This window comes from Agrobacterium sp. ST15.16.055, from assembly GCF_027956555.1.
Lineage (GTDB): Bacteria > Pseudomonadota > Alphaproteobacteria > Rhizobiales > Rhizobiaceae > Agrobacterium > Agrobacterium salinitolerans.
Genome location: NZ_JAQKGN010000015.1, coordinates 32,184 through 48,152, shown reverse-complemented (window position 1 = coordinate 48,152; position 15,969 = coordinate 32,184). Strand labels below are relative to the sequence as shown.

Sequence of the window (15,969 nt, the reverse complement as noted above, 5' to 3'; positions counted from 1 at the left end):
TTTCATGGCAGCGCAAACTCTTTCTCATACTGTCGAGGCCGCTGCGGCCCATGGTTTCAACCTCGTCCCGATCGTCGTCCTGCTGGGGGCGGCGGTCATCGCCGTGCCGCTGTTCAAGCGGCTCGGCCTCGGCTCCGTCCTCGGCTATCTGGCCGCCGGGCTTGCCATCGGGCCGTTCGGCATCAGCCTGTTCTCCGCCCCGCAATCGATCCTGCATGTGGCCGAACTCGGCGTCGTCATGTTCCTGTTGCCCCGCAAACCTCCAGCTATCGATTATCGTACGTTCGCTCACCCCCCCGCTGACGGCGCAAATAGTCTTCATAGGCTGCCCGTAATTCCATCCGCGCGGCCTCTTTTGGCGATAGCGCCGGACGCTCCCTCGTCACGCCACGCTCCGCAAGAACGCGCACAAATCGCTTCATCATGTACTTCGCGTAGGTCTCTCGGGATTCTATCCACCCCATGGCTGCGACGAGTTCGGCGGCTTACCTTTGATCGAGCTCAGATGCAGCCATCCCTGCCCCGTGCATTGCTTTCGCAACATCGTTGATACAGCTCAGGTAGAAGGTGATCGTGCTTTCTGCATGATCGAGCTCGACCATCTCATCGACAAAGGCCACGAGATGGTCCTCGAACAGCGAGAAGGCACAGGCGTAGAAGTAGCGGTAGCGACTGATCGTCATGGTATTCTCCTTGTTTCGAACAAGGAAAGACAGCGGTCAATTCACATGCCTCGCAAGATGTGTCAGGCGCTGGAGGATGCGATCGTGGTCATTTCGCTCCACTGCTGAGCGTTGCTGTTTGGCGTAGGTCCCGTTCTCTAACGCGACAAAACACACGTGTTGCTTCGTCCACTCAACCAGTTTCAGGCGCGCCCGTTTTCGACGAAAGCTCTGTTCGTCAGAATGTTAAAATCCGCTAGGAAAAAATTACCAAGACGAAAGATATGCAATCCTAAATTGTCTGCATCAAAGGAGCGGACACCCGATGGATTTCAAATCAAAGCTGCGATTTCTAGTAGCCGTGACCATCTTCATGTTTTCGAACGTTCAGCCCTCAGGAGCGGAGCATCTCGATCTCTACGAGGGAACTTGGAAACAGGTGAAGTCAAATGCCGGCGAATGTTCACAATGCACGATCACGATTAAACGTAATGGAAAGACACTACAGGTCGTGGCAAACAACGGCTGGTCTGCCGTAGTCAGGTCTGCCCCCAAGCGTTTCGCTGCAGAATTACCTTCTATCCAAGGGGATGGTGTCTGGCAGAACTCCGGCAAGGCCCGACCGCTAAAGATCGCATTGGTTCATGATGAAGGCGAGCTGCAGGTTTTGCTTCTCATCGCGGAGCAGAGCCGGCCCCGCACTATTGCTGCGACATTCCGCAAGTGATCGAAGCTAAGAATATATCCCGCTGAAGCGCGACAAGGGCATGAGCTATGACGAGCATCGTGAGGGTTGTCGATTTCGTGATTGATGTTCTTGGCACAGCGATGGGCAACCGTCCTGAACCAGGATTCTGGAGAAACGTAGAACGTATTCTGATTGTCCTCTTGGTTTTGGGCTTGCTTGCCACGCTTTGCGTCTGGCTCGCCCAAGCGAAAACGGTTGCTTGAAACCTGTGCGAGCTCAAGCATAACTGTGAGGCATTGCCGCAAGCGGCTGTTTTGCAACACCCACGAGGTCCATAGCGGCCGAGTTTCTGATGAGCACCGACAACGGGATGGACAATCGCCGACAGCTTTCCCTTTTGCTTTGTATTATGCCGGAATCCACGAGCCGGAGGCCAAGGCGTCTGGCTCATCCGGGGATTTATCGGCATAATCTGGATATCGGCATTATGGGTGAGTTCGTGGCAGAGCGTGCTGTAAAATCCTTCGGCGGCACTCGTGGTGGCGGTGCCAGTGAAGCGGCGGCGCTCCGGCATGCAGATGATGTCAGCCGACGGGACATAGTAGGCTTTATCGCCACCCTCCTCGATGACCGCACCGGTTGCCTTGACGAAGGCTTCAGCCTGAGCGATCGGGTCGAACGAAGGCTGGGTTGGGATATCGGTCTGATCGAGAGGGAAGCCGTCCACCTGGGCGGCATTGAAGACCCAGCTGGCACGCGCAACCATGCGTTCGGCTTGCTCGGCCTGACCGGTCTGGTCATTGATCTGCTCGACATCGAAAGTCTTGTAGAAGACGACGAGGGAGGATTTCTCGCCCTTGCGCACTTGGCACCCGACATCTTGCCACTGGCGGTAGGTGCCCCAGACATTCGAGGGATACTGAGAAGCCTGAGCAGAGACCCAGAGGCTGACAATGTTCACGCCGTTATAGGGCTTGCGCGATGCGACATTGACGGGGCGAGCAAAGCTTCCGGCTTTGTTGGCGATCCAGGGGAGCTGGAATTCGCCTGCGTTTTCGAGAGCATCAACGATGCGGCTGGTGATTTCCTGATGGACATCGAATTTGGGTGAAGATGATTTGGACATTATTGTCTCCTTTCGCTGTGGAGACCGCGACCATCGCGGCCTGATGGCGTCCGGAGAGACAGGCCAAAGCAGCCCTTGCACCCCGAAGGGGCGGGCGAAGCGAAAAGACGGTGCATACCGTTGCATGGGATGGGAGGGGCTGTCAGAAAAGCCTAAAGAAGGCAGCTATGGCCGTGGCTCTTTGCGACAGGGACGATCCTTGATCAGCAAGCTTCCAAATTTTTGGGCAAACATCATAACGCATCTCGTCATGAGCACGCATACATAGTAGCGTCATGACATGAGCAACAAAAAGCCGACGACGGCCTCGAGCTAACACGCTTTATTTTAGTCTGGTCGAGCCTAAGCCCGGTCTTCGTGCTGTGGGCTATTCCCGAAGCCAAGGGGTCAACAACGACCGCGAAAATCCAAAACGCCGCGCCGTCACCGAGCCTTGGCAAGGCTGAGAGTGATCTGGTCGATGGCTGCTGCAACCTCTTCCATCGAAGCCCCTTGTACCCTGCCCTACCGGACAGATCTTCAGCACTGACACGAAGCTCACGGCTGCCATGGTCAAGACCGTAAGCAAGAAACTTGAACTTCGGAAATACGCAATCTTCAATGATCGTCGGGCTGGAGTAATTCCAGAAGAAAAGCAACAGCTTTTGGCCGTGCCGGGATAGCTTCATGCAAAAGCACTATGTTGCGGGAGAATGTCGTGCCGGACGAAGCGGAGACGATGTTAAAACCCGTTGGCACCAGGCCTTGCCATGCCGGAACGAGAGCGTTTCCCAGTCCCTGGGCCACCAGGATCGCAATTGTCTCCAGCGCATCGAGATCACAAACGACATCGGGCGAGAGATCGAAAGTCTCCATATATCTCCCAACGATGCGGCCTCCCCAGGATACGGGATCATACCGGATGAACGGTTCGCCCGCAGCATGCTTCAAGACATCATCCGCAACTATCTCAGCCCTGGTCATGTAAACTAGTGGTTCGCTTCTGATTCTGTGGCCAACGAGTGATTTAGGCAGCGCAAAAGGCGGCTCGACAAGAATTGCGATATCGAGAGCGCCAGCAAGCAGTTGTTCGAATAGATATAGCGACGATCCCGGGACAAGCCGCAACTTCAGATCGGGAGCTTGCCGTGCCGTTTCGCGGATAAATGCAGGCAAAAGTCCGGTTAGCACCGTCGAAATCGCACCGATCTTCACCTCGCCTCTCAAATCTCCATCAAGCGCATCATCCATGAGATGAGCACTCTCCCGGACCAGAAGCCGTGCACGAGGCAGCAATGCCAGACATGTTTCGGTCGGCTGGATGGAATGCGCTCCGCGCGAGAAAAGCTTGCAGTTCAGGCTGCGTTCCAAAGCCTGGATACGTTGGCTGATCGCGGCAGGCGTCAGCTTCTCCCGGCGGGCTGCACCCGTGATAGAGCCGGTTTCTATGACAGCAAGCAGGCTTTGCAGGAAGCGAATGTCCATATAGAGATGCTTATCCTCAGAGACACAATTTCATAGTTTCACTTGCCCTACGGTAAACCTATGATGGGATCAACATCATTCTGGAGAACCGCCAATGAGATCACTTTTTCACCTCGCCTACCACGTGACCAATCTTGACGAAGCACGGAGTTTTTACGGGGATGTCCTTGGATGCGAAGAGGGGCGCAGTACGGATACCTGGGTTGATTTCGATTTCTTCGGACATCAGATTTCGCTTCATCTTGGCAAGCCCTTCGAAGTATCGCGCACAGGAAAAGTCGGCGACCACATGGTAATGATGCCCCACTTGGGCGTGGTACTGCCGCTGGAGGCATGGTTTGCGCTTGCCGACCGGCTGGAGACAGCAGGTATTGCTTTCGATATTCCGCCCGTCGTGCGTTTTGAAGGAGAACCCGGCGAACAGAGGACGATGTTCTTCTTCGATCCGAGCGGTAATCCCATCGAAGTAAAGGGTTTCAACGATTTCGACAGCGTTTTCGCCCATTAGATCGGTTGCAGCAGCGCTTCCCAATCCGTGAGGCACTGCATAACTGCGCGGCTTTCGGCATGCCCCCGGGGCTAGGGAAGACGGCCTCCATGACGCCGACTGCAATCACGGCTTGCAGTCGCTTTCCCTGATAACAGGGAATCATCTTCCGTTGCCACAGAGATGGTCTCGGCAACATTGCCCCCAAGGATATGCTCGCCCACGCCGGCAACCCACGGCCCCGTGTCGAATCTCCGTGACGCCCTGATGCCCGTTACCATCAGGTTTGCAGCGCGACCGTAAGTCTGCGAAATCATGATGATTGAAAACACACCAACGGCAAAACGCATTGCGGCAACGGCCTCGCTAATGTTGCCATTTTGCGGCGACGGCTTTCGCGTGAGCGTTTCATTCCGCCCTGCACCGGGGACAAGAGTGGGAGCGTCGCTTATCTCTACCGCCCGCATCATGCTTTCGGAAATGTCGCCAGTCCGGGAGTTCCCAACGGATCACTGATTCTATTACCGTCATCTGAAAATAAGCAGCCGGCATACGCGCTTTTCGCGTGACGATACGCAAAATCCTCCCGAGGGAAGTACCAGTGTCTGTTCAGTCGGCATGCAGGGCACGATCTGTCGTGCATCAAATCTGTTCCCGATGATGAAAAACAGGGCAGACAGGGCCACGATCCATGCGTTGCCTTTTCGGCAAGGAATGCGGCGAATAATTGTTCTTTATTAGAACGCCTATGTTCGGCATGATCCCCTCAACGGCGGATAAGCCGTAGCACGCTACCCGCGAAGCTAGTTCTTATAAGGGGAACATACATGAGCAGTTTTTTAATGAATCGCCGCCGTTTCATTGCGAACGCCGCCATTTTGGGTGGCGCGGCGACAATGCAGAGTTTTATCAGCGTTCGCGCCGGAAATGCAGTCGATATAGCCGACGTCAAAATGCAATTGGGCTGGCTTGGCTCGAACGGCGTTCTTGGCGAAGTCGTGGCGAAGAAAAAGGGATTTTATACCGAACAGGGCGTCAACCTTGAAATCGTACCGGGTGGCCCGAACATCGATGGTGTCGCGGGTGTGGCGTCCGGGCGTGCTACCGTTGGCCAGACATCGTCCAGCCCGGCCGTGATGCTGGCGCGTGGCGCGGGCATTCCGATCAAGGCCTTTCTCGCCGGTTATCAGAAACACCCTTTTACCTATTTCTCGACAGACAAAAATCCGATCCGCATGCCACAAGATATGATCGGCAAAACCATCGCCACCCAGCCGACTGCCGTTATCCTACTCCGCGCATTGCTTGCCAAAAACGGCATCGCGGAAAACAAGGTCACCATCGTCAATATGGGTTCGGATATGAACCAGCTTCTGACGGGCCAGGCACAGGCGGTGACCGGCTGGAATACGAATATCAACGCCATGAAGGTGCTTGGCACGGACTCCGTACAGATGATGCTGTGGGATGCGGGCCTCAAGCTGTACGCAAACGTCTATTTCACCACCGACGACCAGATCGACAAGCACGGCGATGTTCTGGCGCGCTTCACAATGGCGACTGCAAAGGGCTGGTCCTATGCCCGCGACAACCAGGCAGAAGCGGTTGATATTCTGGTCGAGGCATTCCCTAATCTCGACAAGGCCAGCGAGCTTGAAGCTGCCGTACCGGTTCTCGGCTATTCGTTTGGCGAAACCACCAAAAAAGATGGCTGGGGGACAATGAACAAGTCGACCTGGGAAGACCAGATCAAGGCTTATGCCGATCTCGGTCAGTTCAAGCAATCTGTCCCCCTACTCGATGATGTCGTGAGTTTCTCCGTACTGGAGGCAACAAGCGATTTCCGCAAGAAGCTGGGCTGAGATCATGCTGGCAATAAGGACCATCCAGGAAAGCCCGACCACGGCGAAAGCGGCAATTTCCATCAGAAACGTCTCTGTGCGTTTCGGAAAAGGCCCGAGCGAGTTTACCGCTCTTTCGGATGTCTCTCTGGACATTCCGGAAGGAGGCTTCGTGACCATGCTCGGGCCGTCAGGCTGTGGAAAATCAACGCTGCTGCGCTGCATGGCCGATCTTGTACAGCCATCGCATGGGCAGATATCTGTACTTGGCCAGACTCCGCGGGCCGCACGCGGGAATAGAGATTTCGCGTTTGTCTTTCAGGACGCGACGTTGCTTCCATGGCGCAATGTGATCGACAATGTATGCCTTCCCCTTGAAGTCGGGGGAGGCAAGGCACGCGATCACGCCGACGCGCACGATTTGCTGGCAATGGTCGGTCTCGGCGGGCGCGAGAAAGCGTTGCCGCATGAGCTGTCTGGCGGCATGCGCCAGCGTGTTGCGATTGCGCGGGCGCTGGTGACCCGCCCGCGTATTCTGCTGATGGACGAGCCGTTCGGCGCACTCGACGAAATCACCCGTGACAAGCTCAATGAGGAGCTTCTACGCCTCTGGCAGGAAACGGGAACGACAATTGTCTTCGTCACCCACTCGATCCCTGAAGCCGCGTTTCTTGGCCAGAAGATTCTGATGCTGAAGGCCAACCCAGGTCGCGTAAAAGAGTTTCTGGAGGTGAACCTTCCTGCGGGACGGTCGCTGGCCATACGCGATACCATCGATTTTATTCAGGTTACCGCCCACCTGCGCACATTGCTGGAGGAATGCCTGTGAGCAATTCCATCTCGACCAGAGATACGATCGAAATACAAACCGCGTCCCGGAAGGCGATGTGGGCTGATATGACCATTGGCGTCTTTAGCCGTAACATGCCTGTCATCCTGACGACGATCGGTCTCGTCGCAGCTTGGCAAATCGGGGTGACGGCCTTCGAAGTGCCGACATTCATGGTGCCAAGTCCGTGGGAAATCGTTCTTGCCTTCAGGGACAATGGTCCCATCCTGTGGAAGAACTTTCTTCCGACATTGCTGGAAGCATCGTTGGGCTTTATTTTCGGAAACCTGATCGCCATTCTTCTGGCTATCTGGTTCGTGCACAGCAGCGTGGCAGAACGGGCGATCTATCCGATTGCTGTCTTCATCAAGGCCATTCCGATCATAGCCCTCGCACCTATCCTGGTGCTGATCTTTGGCAACGGCATCGCGCCCAAGATCATTATCGCCGGTCTCATCTGTTTCTTTCCCACACTCGTCAACATGGTTCAGGGGCTCAAATCCGTCAGCCCGGCCATGTTGGATCTGATGCGGGTTCTGTCGGCCAACAAGCGGGAAGTCTTGTGGAAAGTTCAGCTCCCGGCATCCCTGCCCTTTCTGTTTGCCGCGCTCAAGATCGCCGCCACCAGCAGTGTCATGGGCGCGATCGTGGCGGAATGGATCGGTTCGAGTTTCGGGCTTGGCGCCCTCATCATCGAGGCCACCTATAATTTCCGCTCGCCGCTGCTTTACGCAACCGTGGTGATCGCAGCCCTGACTGCGGTGGTTCTGTTCTCAATCGTATCGCTGATCGAAACAAAAGTTGTCCGGTGGAAGCCGGCTGCTGCTCACTAAAGCGGCTTATCTGGAGGCAAATGAAATGACATCGATAATTGAATTGCCAGCGCGCGGCGTAAAAGTCGTGGATCGCTCGGATGTCGTCGTGGTCGGCGGTGGCCCTGCGGGCATTTCAGCGGCCGTCTCGGCGGCACGCAATGGCGCGAGCGTGACCCTGATTGAGCGCTACCCGTATCTCGGTGGCCTCGCATCTGGCGGCATGGTGCTGGTGCTTGACGATATGGTCAATGAAACCGAAGTCACCGTGCAGGGCATCTGCGTCGAGATGATCGGGCGCATGCAAAAGCGTGGCCTTTGCGTGGTTCCGGATGAGCGTGACCGCATGATCGAATTTCGCGATACGCCGGCGGCCTGGCAACGCTGGGCGCGCTGGGGCCTGTTCGATTTCCATACGCAAACCATGCCTCACCCCATCTGCTATTCCGCGGCCTTCGACCCCGATGCCTTCAAGCAGACCTCCTACGATCTGATTGCCGAGTCGGGTGTCAAACTCCGTCTGCACAGTTGGTTCTCGTCCGCTATCATGGAGGGCAACCGTATCACCGGTGTGGTCTGCCAGACCAAAGCTGGACTGGAAGCCATCTTGGGTAGTATCGTCATAGATACGACTGGCGATCTCGACGTCGCGGCCAATGCGGGTGCGGCAAACACCGAATCCGATTTTATTCTTACCACTGTGTCGCGGTGGGGCGGCGTCGACACCGATGCCGCTGAGCGTTTCGAGCGCGAGGAGCCCGAAGCATTCAAGCAGCTCGATCATGAAGCGAAACGCCTGATCGGCGGATGCTGGTCGTTCTGGTGGTTGAAAACGCCACTGCCGGGTGTCGTATGGCTGAACTGCCCGCATATGCCGAAGCTCAGCGGCCTGAAGGTTGACGACCTTACCACTGCGGAGATCGAAGGCCGCAGCCGCATCGGCCATTTGCTGGATTTTGCCCGTGAAAAAATGCCCGGCTTCGAAAATGCCTATGTGGTTGATTTTGCACCGCAAACAGGCGTTCGCCAGACGCGTCTTCTTGAAGGCTCCTATGTCGTGACAAAGGATGACGTGATGAATCGCCGGCATTTCGCAGATACGATATGCCGTGGCCGCGACTATTACACGCCCTATCGCGCCATGCTGCCAAAGGATGTGGAGCAGATGATCGTCGCAGGACGCCACTATTCGGCGACACCGCAGGCCCAGAAATCAAGCCGCGAAATCCCCCCCTGCATGGCCATGGGCGAAGCCGCAGGCGTGGCTGCAGTGGTTGCTCTTAATGCCGGTGTCACGGCGCGACAGGCTGATATCACGAAGATCCGCAGTATGCTTCGCAATCAGGGGGCCGACCCCGGTGATATCCCCTCTGCAAATGCAAGCTATCTGGAGGCAGCAGAATGACAACTCTTCCGCTCGAAGGTATCCGTGTCGTGGACTTCACGCAGGTGATGCTTGGCCCTTGCTGCACCCAGATGCTGGCCGATTATGGCGCCGACGTTATCAAGATCGAAAAGATGAAAATCGGCGATCTCTCCCGTTGGTCAGTAGGGTCGGACCCGGACGGGCTGAATAATCCGGTCTTCACCTCACTGAACCGTAACAAGCGCAGCCTGTCCGTCGATCTGAAGGACAAGCAATCTTGCGATGTCGTTCGGGAACTGCTTCGCCATGCCGATGTCGTCGTGAACAATTTCCGCCCCGGCGTGATGGAGCGCATGGGTTTCGGATACGACGATCTCAAAAAGATCAATCCGAAGCTGATCTTTGCCGTTGGCACAGGCTTCGGCCTCGAAGGCCCCTATCGCCACAAGGGTGGACAGGACACCCTGGCGCAAGCAATGACCGGCGTCATGCAGCGCAAGTCAGATTATACCCATCCAACGGCGATCTATTCGACGACGATTGCCGATTATTCGGCTGGCATGCATCTCGTACAGGGCATTCTGCTGGCACTCCTGCATCGTGAAAAAACCGGGGAAGGCCAGCAGGTTGCCGTCAGCCTGTACAGTTCGCTGATTGCCATGCAGATGCAGGAAGGCACCATGCACATGATGCGTGGCAAAGAACTCAACTGGTCGTCCTTTCCGCTCAGCGGTGTTTTCGAAACCACCGATACCGCAATCGTCATGGTCGGCGCCTTCAAGGAAAACCCGCTTCGCGATATTTGCAATGCACTTGAGATCAATGATCTCTCGGCATTGCCCGAACATGCGGATTTCGATGCCCAGGCGCAGACACGCCCCCAGTTACACGCCATTTTCCGGGCGCGTTTTGCCACGAACTCCACAGCACACTGGTTGAAGCGGCTTGAAGACGTCGATATTCTGTGCGCGCCAGTGCGCTCACTTCCCGAAGCGCTCGAAGATGAACAGACGTTGATCAACGGCCTGATTCTGGAGGTTGGCGAAACCGCCGCTGGCCCGGTTCGTGTCATCGGCTCACCCATCGAAATGTCTGCGGCGAAGGTTTCTGTTCGTTTGCCGCCACCAAAACTTGGCGAACATAATGATGAGATCATTCATTCGCTGGGTCTGCTCACAGGAGACGCAGCGTGAGCGTTGTCTTCAATATCGAGAACCGCATCGCTCGCGTGACGATAAACCGACCCGAGCGCATGAACGCCATCGATCCGGCGACAGAGCTTGAGCTTGAGCGTATCTGGCACGACATCGAGAAACGCGACGATATCAGTTGCGTGGTGCTGACCGGTGCGGGCGAACGGGCATTTTCCGCTGGTGCAGACCTCAAGGGCGGCGCGACCGGCATCCAGAAAACCGGCCTCGAATACTGGGCCGAAAGCCGCCCGAACGGGTTTGGCGGTATCGCGTTTCGAAAAAGCCTTGATATTCCCGTCATCGCCCGCGTCAACGGTTTCGCTCTCGGCGGCGGCTTCGAGATGGTGCTGGGCTGCGATATCGTTATCGCCAGCGACACCGCCCGTTTCGGACTGCCGGAAGCCCGCGTTGGTCGCATGCCGCTGGACGGTGGAATGGTCATGCTACAGCGAAAGATTCCGTTTAACCAGGCCATGGGCGTCATGCTCACGGGTCGCCAGTTCAGCGCATCGGACATGCAGGCATTTGGGATCGTCAACGAAGTCGCCACACCCGAAAATCTGGACGAGGCGGTGAACCGTTGGGTTGCCGACATCGTAGCCTGTGCGCCTTTGTCACTCAGGGCGATCAAACAGACGGTCAACCGCACCGGGCATCTCGTGCCTTCCGAAGCGCAGGCGCTGAGAACCCCCGCCTTGCTGAAAGCCTTGAGTAGTGAAGATGCGCAAGAAGGCGTGCTGGCATTCCAGGAGAAAAGACCCCCCGTTTGGCGAGGGTGCTGAGCGTGTTATTGATTTCCGAAATGCGCACTGATGCTGACCGGAGATAAGCATGCATGCAAGTATCCTGAAATATTTTACGGAAGTCGCGCGATCCGGCTCTATCCGAAAGGCGTCGGAAGAGTTGAACGTCGCGACATCCGCCCTGAGCCGACAAATCAAGAAGCTGGAGGATGAGCTGGGAACTCCGCTGTTCGAGCGGTTCTCCGATGGTCTCCGGCTGACCATGGCGGGTGAAATCGTGCTCCGCCATGCCCGCGAAACGTTACACGACTATTCGATCATGAGATCCGATCTTGGCGACCTGACAGGCAAGAAAACCGGACGGGTTCACATAGCCTGTCTTGACAGTCTGACAGTGCAGTTTTTGCCGGAATTGGTGCGTGGGTTCCACACACGCCACCCCGCGATCGATTTCCGCGTCCGAACAGAGAGCTACAACAACATCTTCCGGTTTTTGACAGAGGGCGACTGCGACATCGGCGTCACATTCGATCTGGCGCGACCCAACGATATCGAGTGTGTCTTCAGCGTCAAAATGCCGTTGATGGCAATCGTTGCCGCGCACCACCCGCTATCCAGACAAAAGAGCCTTACCCTACAGGAATGCGCCCAGTTTCCGCTTTTACTACAGCTCGATAACGAGGTGATGAGTTCTATGGTCGCGGTCGAACTCGGCGCACTCGATCGTGTCAGCCGGACGTTCGTTGCCACCAATAGCCAGATGATGCTGAAACCGCTGATCCTTTCGGGTGCAGGAGTGGCATTCTTCACCCCGCTTGGTTTTCTTCGTGAACTGGAGGCTGGCGAGGTTGTCGCGATCCGCATATCCGGCTCGCGCGTTAATGATATCGAGGTCGGCATCGTCACGCCACGGCGTCGACAACTGACCCGTGCGACCGAGCTGGTGATCGAGTATCTAAGCACCGAACTTGAAGAATTCACATCCAGATTAAAAGTCTACATAGGGGAATAGCCTGATGCAACTGAGCCTATTGCACGTGCCGGCCAAGGGTAACCCCACACTTGAAGACGTGCAGGACGCTTCTGTTTCAGACCGGTCAGGCGCACGCGGCGGCGACCTGATCATGCCAGCTCCGATCAACGCACATGACCACGGCTACGGCATCCGGACACTCGATTTTGCTGCATTCGATGACGCACTGGAAGTTTGGATTCCTTGGCTACGCCTGCGCCCACGCACTGACCCTTATCTGGAAGCACTCGTCGCCTTCTCCCGACTTGCTCTGAATGGCGTTGGCGGAACGATGCATTGCCACAACTCGCTGAATGCGGAAAGCCTGATCACCGAGGCCGCGCTTGTGTGCAAGGCGGCGTCGGATGTTGGCATCCGGCTTGCTCTTTCCTGCCCCATGCTCGACTTCGATCCGTGGGCCTATGGCGGCGGTCCACCGCGGCTCAGGCCTTTTATGTCGGCAGACGAATGGGACGCAGTTGAGGACACCATCCCACGCTACGCTTCGATCGCGCGCCAGCTGGAGGCTGTGGATATTGTCGCAGCCGAAAATAAAGGGGGGCTGTTTGATATCCAGTATGGACCGATCGGGCCGCAGTGGTGTTCGAATGCCCTGCTTGAAGCCATCGCAGATGCATCTGCAAACAATAACCGCCGTGTGCACATGCACCTGCTGGAAAGCCCACGGCAACGCGCCTGGCTCGACCGCCGGTTTCCGAATGGCGTCGTCAGATATCTCGATGATATTGGCTTTCTGTCTCCGCGGCTTGCCGTCGCGCATGGCGTGCAACTGACACAGGCCGAATGTGAACTGCTCGCCGAACGCGGCGTCCAACTGGTTTCGAACCCGTCTGCCAATCTCCGCCTGCGTTCAGGTATCGCACCTGCATCAGATGCGATGCGCGCCGGTCTGAAAGTCGCCATTGGTCTTGACGGAACGAGCCTGGATGATGATCAGGATCTCTGGCGTGAGATGAGACTTTTTCGCCTTCTGCAGGCAGGGTGCGACCTGGATGAGAAAATGACAGCGCAGACCACATTGAAAGCCGCCATTCATCACGCAGCACAGGTTATCAATGCACCCCCCGCCCGAGACCTTGTCTGTATCGACTATCGTGGTCTGACGCAGGACGCGATTTTCACGGATGTCGATGTGCCTGAGACGCTCATGACGCGAATGACCGGCCGGTATGCCCGAGGGCTGGTTGTCGATGGGTCGACCGTGATGAGAGATCGCAAGCTCGTCAATGTGGATTTTGATAATGCCCGCAGCGAACTCCGCGCTCAGGCAAAAGCCGATCTGCCACGGCTCGAAAAGCAGCGTGGTCTGGCAAAGTCACTCTCCGATGCGGCCCGCCGGTATTATCGTGAACAGATGGCCGGCGCATAGCTCTGCCTGAAGCCCCCTATCGTCCGAACTGCTCCACCTGCGGATGATCCATGGCGGTAGAACGCCATTTTTCCCACCCCCCGGGTGAGCCAATATTACTAATATCGGCACCGAAGAAGTCGCGGTTGATAGCCATAAAATCCATTCGACCAGCTGCGGCGTCATCCGAAAGAATGGCATCGACGGGACAGACAGACAGGCAAAGCCCACAGTTAATGCACTCATCGGGATGAATGTAAAACATCCGGCCACCCTCATAGATACAATCCACCGGACAGACCTGCGCACAGGCTCCATCCTTGACGTCGATACAAGGCTCCGTGACGATATATGCCATTGAAATTGCTCCTTTTTGGCATAGTGTCAAAGGAATGCGTTCTTGAACAGACCAATGTTTAGCAGGCTATGTTGCCGAAATGGCAATGCCCATCCCTGCCTTTCAGCAAGTGTATGCACTGATCCAGATAGCGCTGTTTTCCTGCTGACTGCATCGCGAGCTGTGGGTTCGAGAATGGCTGTTGAGGGCCAAGCTCTTGAACTAAATCGAACCTTCGACCACTGCGCGCCGCGTTCTCTAAACGACTGATCTTTCTTATTTTCCATGTCTTAGGCCGCATTCTTGGATGCCTGTGCGATAAACAAATATCTAGATGCTCAAGTCCGGCTACATAAAAACATGAGCAGTACCCCCTAGTTTAACTGCCCCGCCTAAGCTATGTGTTGCCGTCTGTGACTTGGTTGAGTTCTGCCGTGCCCGGTTGCGTCCATTTGAACCCAGTGTCGATGGCCCATTTGTGATGGTTTGGGATATTCAAGACCTGTTTGAGCGCTACTCGAAGGAGCTTCGAAGCTTCCTGCGTAACCGTGGCCTGACGGAGGACACCGCCGCAGATCTGACGCAGGACAGTTTTCTAAGGCTGATAACGGCCAAGCCGACCGCCCTGGAACACAACCCGCGCGCCTATATTTTCCAAATTTCCCGCAATGTCCTGATTGATCACCGTAGACGAGAAAGCAAGGCGCCTTTCAGCCAGGTCTCGGAGGCCAAGGCCAACGCGGTTGCCGACCCCAAGCCGTCTGCGGAAACTGTCGTCTACGACAAACAGCGTCTGGCACTCTCGGATGCAGCACTCGCGGAACTGCCCGAACGGACACGCAGGGCGTTTGAACTTTACCGGCTGGAGGAAATGACCATCGCCGAGGTCGCAGAGACGATCGGGCTTTCGACCACCCGAACCTGGTCTCTCATCCGCGAGGCCTATCGCCACATCCGCGCACGGCTGAAGGATGTCTAACATTCCGCGTCAGACTGCAGAAAAAGCCGCCTTTTCATTCGTTATCCCCTATGCGGGACCGGAAATGGCGCAGAAATCGTGTGGGGAAAAATGTCGTTGAGTGATGATAAAACCGACGAGGATCGGCTGTTCGAAGAAGCGGTGGATATACTGATCCGTATCAAGAGCGATCCGGACAATCCGGTGGCGCTTGACGTTGCAACCCGTTGGCTTGGTCGCAGCGATCTGCATCGCCAGGTTTTTGCAGAGGCGCTCGAAATCCACGGCATGACAGGCAAGCTTCTGACGGACAAACGTCGAACCGAACGCAGCAATGCCTATTCGATATCGCGTCGCACCCTTGTCGTCGGTGGTCTCCTCGGCGCTGGGGCACTAATGGCGGCCGGCTATTCCGCTCCCGGCCTGATCCTTCAGGCGCGCGCCGATGTCATCACTTCGACTGCGGAAATCAAACGCGTGGAACTTGCCGATGGCAGCATCGCGACGCTTGGGCCAGACAGTGCCATAGCCTCTCGCATCGACAGCACACGACGCGACGTCGAACTGATCCAGGGCATGGCATTTTTTGAAGTCGCCAGAGACAGCGCACGTCCATTTGCCGTTCAGATGGACACCATGATCGCCACGGCACTCGGTACCGCCTTCGATATCAGCGAAGACGGCGGCCAGTTCAATCTTTCGGTGAGCCACGGGATCGTTCGGGCCGACCTGCCGCCCGAGATCAAACGGCCAGCTATGACCTTGAATGCCGGAGACTGGTTAAGCCTTTCGACATCCGACGGAACGCTTTCCACCGGAACACGTGATGTCGGCCAGATTGGCAGTTGGCGTGACGGCATGATCGTTGTCGAAAAAGAGAAGATCGCTACCGTTGTGACAAGGATCGCCCGCTGGAAACGTGGCCGGGTGCTGATTGCGGGCACGGACCTGGGAATCCAGCCGGTCAGCGGTGTCTATGACCTCAGAAACCCGGATCTGGCGCTCGAAGCCGTCGTCCGACCCTATGGCGGCAAGGTCAGGAAATTATCCCCTTATCTCACCATAATTTCGGCCTTCTAAAA

The 15,969-nt window shown here is 56.2% G+C and carries 17 protein-coding genes and 1 pseudogene; 14 read left to right on the top strand and 4 right to left on the bottom strand.

Annotated features, from left to right (window positions below; genetic code table 11):
* Nucleotides 1-4: 4 nt before the first annotated feature.
* Nucleotides 5-247 (top strand): annotated as a pseudogene (locus PL599_RS18810) (hypothetical protein); the annotation flags it as partial.
* A 238-nt stretch (nucleotides 248-485) separates the two neighbouring features.
* Here the strand turns inward: PL599_RS18810 and PL599_RS18805 are convergent.
* A complete protein-coding gene (locus tag PL599_RS18805; protein ID WP_112346404.1) occupies nucleotides 486-683 on the bottom strand; it encodes a hypothetical protein in 198 nt (65 codons plus the stop codon).
* On the opposite strand from PL599_RS18805, the gene PL599_RS18800 reads away from it, so the two are divergent.
* Nucleotides 585-791, top strand: coding sequence for a hypothetical protein (locus PL599_RS18800; RefSeq protein ID WP_269824997.1), 207 nt, complete (start codon nucleotides 585-587; stop codon nucleotides 789-791). The two genes, PL599_RS18805 and PL599_RS18800, sit on opposite strands and share 99 nt — an antisense overlap.
* 196 nt (nucleotides 792-987) lie before the next feature.
* Nucleotides 988-1,389, top strand: a complete 402-nt coding sequence (locus PL599_RS18795; RefSeq protein WP_112346403.1) for a hypothetical protein — start codon at nucleotides 988-990, stop codon at nucleotides 1,387-1,389.
* On the opposite strand, the gene PL599_RS18790 is transcribed toward PL599_RS18795, so the two are convergent.
* Nucleotides 1,364-2,476 carry an ArdC family protein gene (locus PL599_RS18790; protein WP_269824996.1) on the bottom strand — a complete coding sequence of 371 codons (1,113 nt, stop codon included), beginning with the start codon at nucleotides 2,474-2,476 and terminating at the stop codon, nucleotides 1,364-1,366. The two genes, PL599_RS18795 and PL599_RS18790, sit on opposite strands and share 26 nt — an antisense overlap.
* Before the next feature lie 597 nt (nucleotides 2,477-3,073).
* Nucleotides 3,074-3,940, bottom strand: coding sequence for a LysR family transcriptional regulator (locus PL599_RS18785; RefSeq protein ID WP_269824995.1), 867 nt, complete (start codon nucleotides 3,938-3,940; stop codon nucleotides 3,074-3,076).
* Between the two features lie 94 nt (nucleotides 3,941-4,034).
* Here PL599_RS18785 and PL599_RS18780 point away from each other — a divergent pair, with 94 nt between their 5' ends.
* The 9 genes from PL599_RS18780 (at nucleotide 4,035) to PL599_RS18740 (ending at nucleotide 13,613) form a co-directional block, all read left to right on the top strand.
* Nucleotides 4,035-4,448 (top strand): VOC family protein, encoded by a 414-nt coding sequence (locus PL599_RS18780; RefSeq protein WP_269824994.1) that lies wholly within the window; start codon nucleotides 4,035-4,037, stop codon nucleotides 4,446-4,448.
* 806 nt (nucleotides 4,449-5,254) lie between these two features.
* On the top strand, nucleotides 5,255-6,289 hold the full coding sequence (locus PL599_RS18775) for an ABC transporter substrate-binding protein (protein ID WP_269824993.1): 1,035 nt from the start codon (nucleotides 5,255-5,257) through the stop codon (nucleotides 6,287-6,289).
* A 4-nt stretch (nucleotides 6,290-6,293) separates the two neighbouring features.
* Nucleotides 6,294-7,097, top strand: a complete 804-nt coding sequence (locus PL599_RS18770) for an ABC transporter ATP-binding protein (protein WP_137412171.1) — start codon at nucleotides 6,294-6,296, stop codon at nucleotides 7,095-7,097.
* 56 nt (nucleotides 7,098-7,153) lie between these two features.
* Complete coding sequence (locus PL599_RS18765) at nucleotides 7,154-7,930, top strand: ABC transporter permease (RefSeq protein WP_173991752.1); 777 nt, start codon at nucleotides 7,154-7,156, stop codon at nucleotides 7,928-7,930.
* A gap of 10 nt (nucleotides 7,931-7,940) precedes the next feature.
* Nucleotides 7,941-9,314 carry an FAD-dependent oxidoreductase gene (locus PL599_RS18760; protein WP_269825037.1) on the top strand — a complete coding sequence of 458 codons (1,374 nt, stop codon included), beginning with the start codon at nucleotides 7,941-7,943 and terminating at the stop codon, nucleotides 9,312-9,314.
* Nucleotides 9,311-10,468: a CaiB/BaiF CoA transferase family protein gene (locus PL599_RS18755; RefSeq protein WP_149147399.1), complete on the top strand. Its 1,158-nt coding sequence runs from the start codon at nucleotides 9,311-9,313 to the stop codon at nucleotides 10,466-10,468. The genes PL599_RS18760 and PL599_RS18755 overlap by 4 nt, the downstream gene beginning before the upstream one ends.
* Complete coding sequence (locus tag PL599_RS18750; RefSeq protein ID WP_137412168.1) at nucleotides 10,465-11,250, top strand: enoyl-CoA hydratase-related protein; 786 nt, start codon at nucleotides 10,465-10,467, stop codon at nucleotides 11,248-11,250. Before PL599_RS18755 ends, PL599_RS18750 begins: the two co-directional genes overlap by 4 nt.
* A gap of 49 nt (nucleotides 11,251-11,299) precedes the next feature.
* Nucleotides 11,300-12,223, top strand: a complete 924-nt coding sequence (locus PL599_RS18745) for a LysR family transcriptional regulator (RefSeq protein ID WP_137412167.1) — start codon at nucleotides 11,300-11,302, stop codon at nucleotides 12,221-12,223.
* A 4-nt stretch (nucleotides 12,224-12,227) separates the two neighbouring features.
* Nucleotides 12,228-13,613: an amidohydrolase family protein gene (locus tag PL599_RS18740; RefSeq protein ID WP_269824990.1), complete on the top strand. Its 1,386-nt coding sequence runs from the start codon at nucleotides 12,228-12,230 to the stop codon at nucleotides 13,611-13,613.
* A 16-nt stretch (nucleotides 13,614-13,629) separates the two neighbouring features.
* Here the strand turns inward: PL599_RS18740 and PL599_RS18735 are convergent, their stop codons facing one another.
* A complete protein-coding gene (locus PL599_RS18735; protein ID WP_173991728.1) occupies nucleotides 13,630-13,950 on the bottom strand; it encodes a 4Fe-4S dicluster domain-containing protein in 321 nt (106 codons plus the stop codon).
* Nucleotides 13,951-14,410: 460 nt separating this feature from the next.
* Here PL599_RS18735 and PL599_RS18730 point away from each other — a divergent pair, with 460 nt between their 5' ends.
* Nucleotides 14,411-14,908 carry an RNA polymerase sigma factor gene (locus PL599_RS18730; protein ID WP_173991727.1) on the top strand — a complete coding sequence of 166 codons (498 nt, stop codon included), beginning with the start codon at nucleotides 14,411-14,413 and terminating at the stop codon, nucleotides 14,906-14,908.
* A gap of 90 nt (nucleotides 14,909-14,998) precedes the next feature.
* Nucleotides 14,999-15,967 carry a FecR family protein gene (locus PL599_RS18725; protein WP_269824989.1) on the top strand — a complete coding sequence of 323 codons (969 nt, stop codon included), beginning with the start codon at nucleotides 14,999-15,001 and terminating at the stop codon, nucleotides 15,965-15,967.
* Nucleotides 15,968-15,969: the final 2 nt, after the last annotated feature.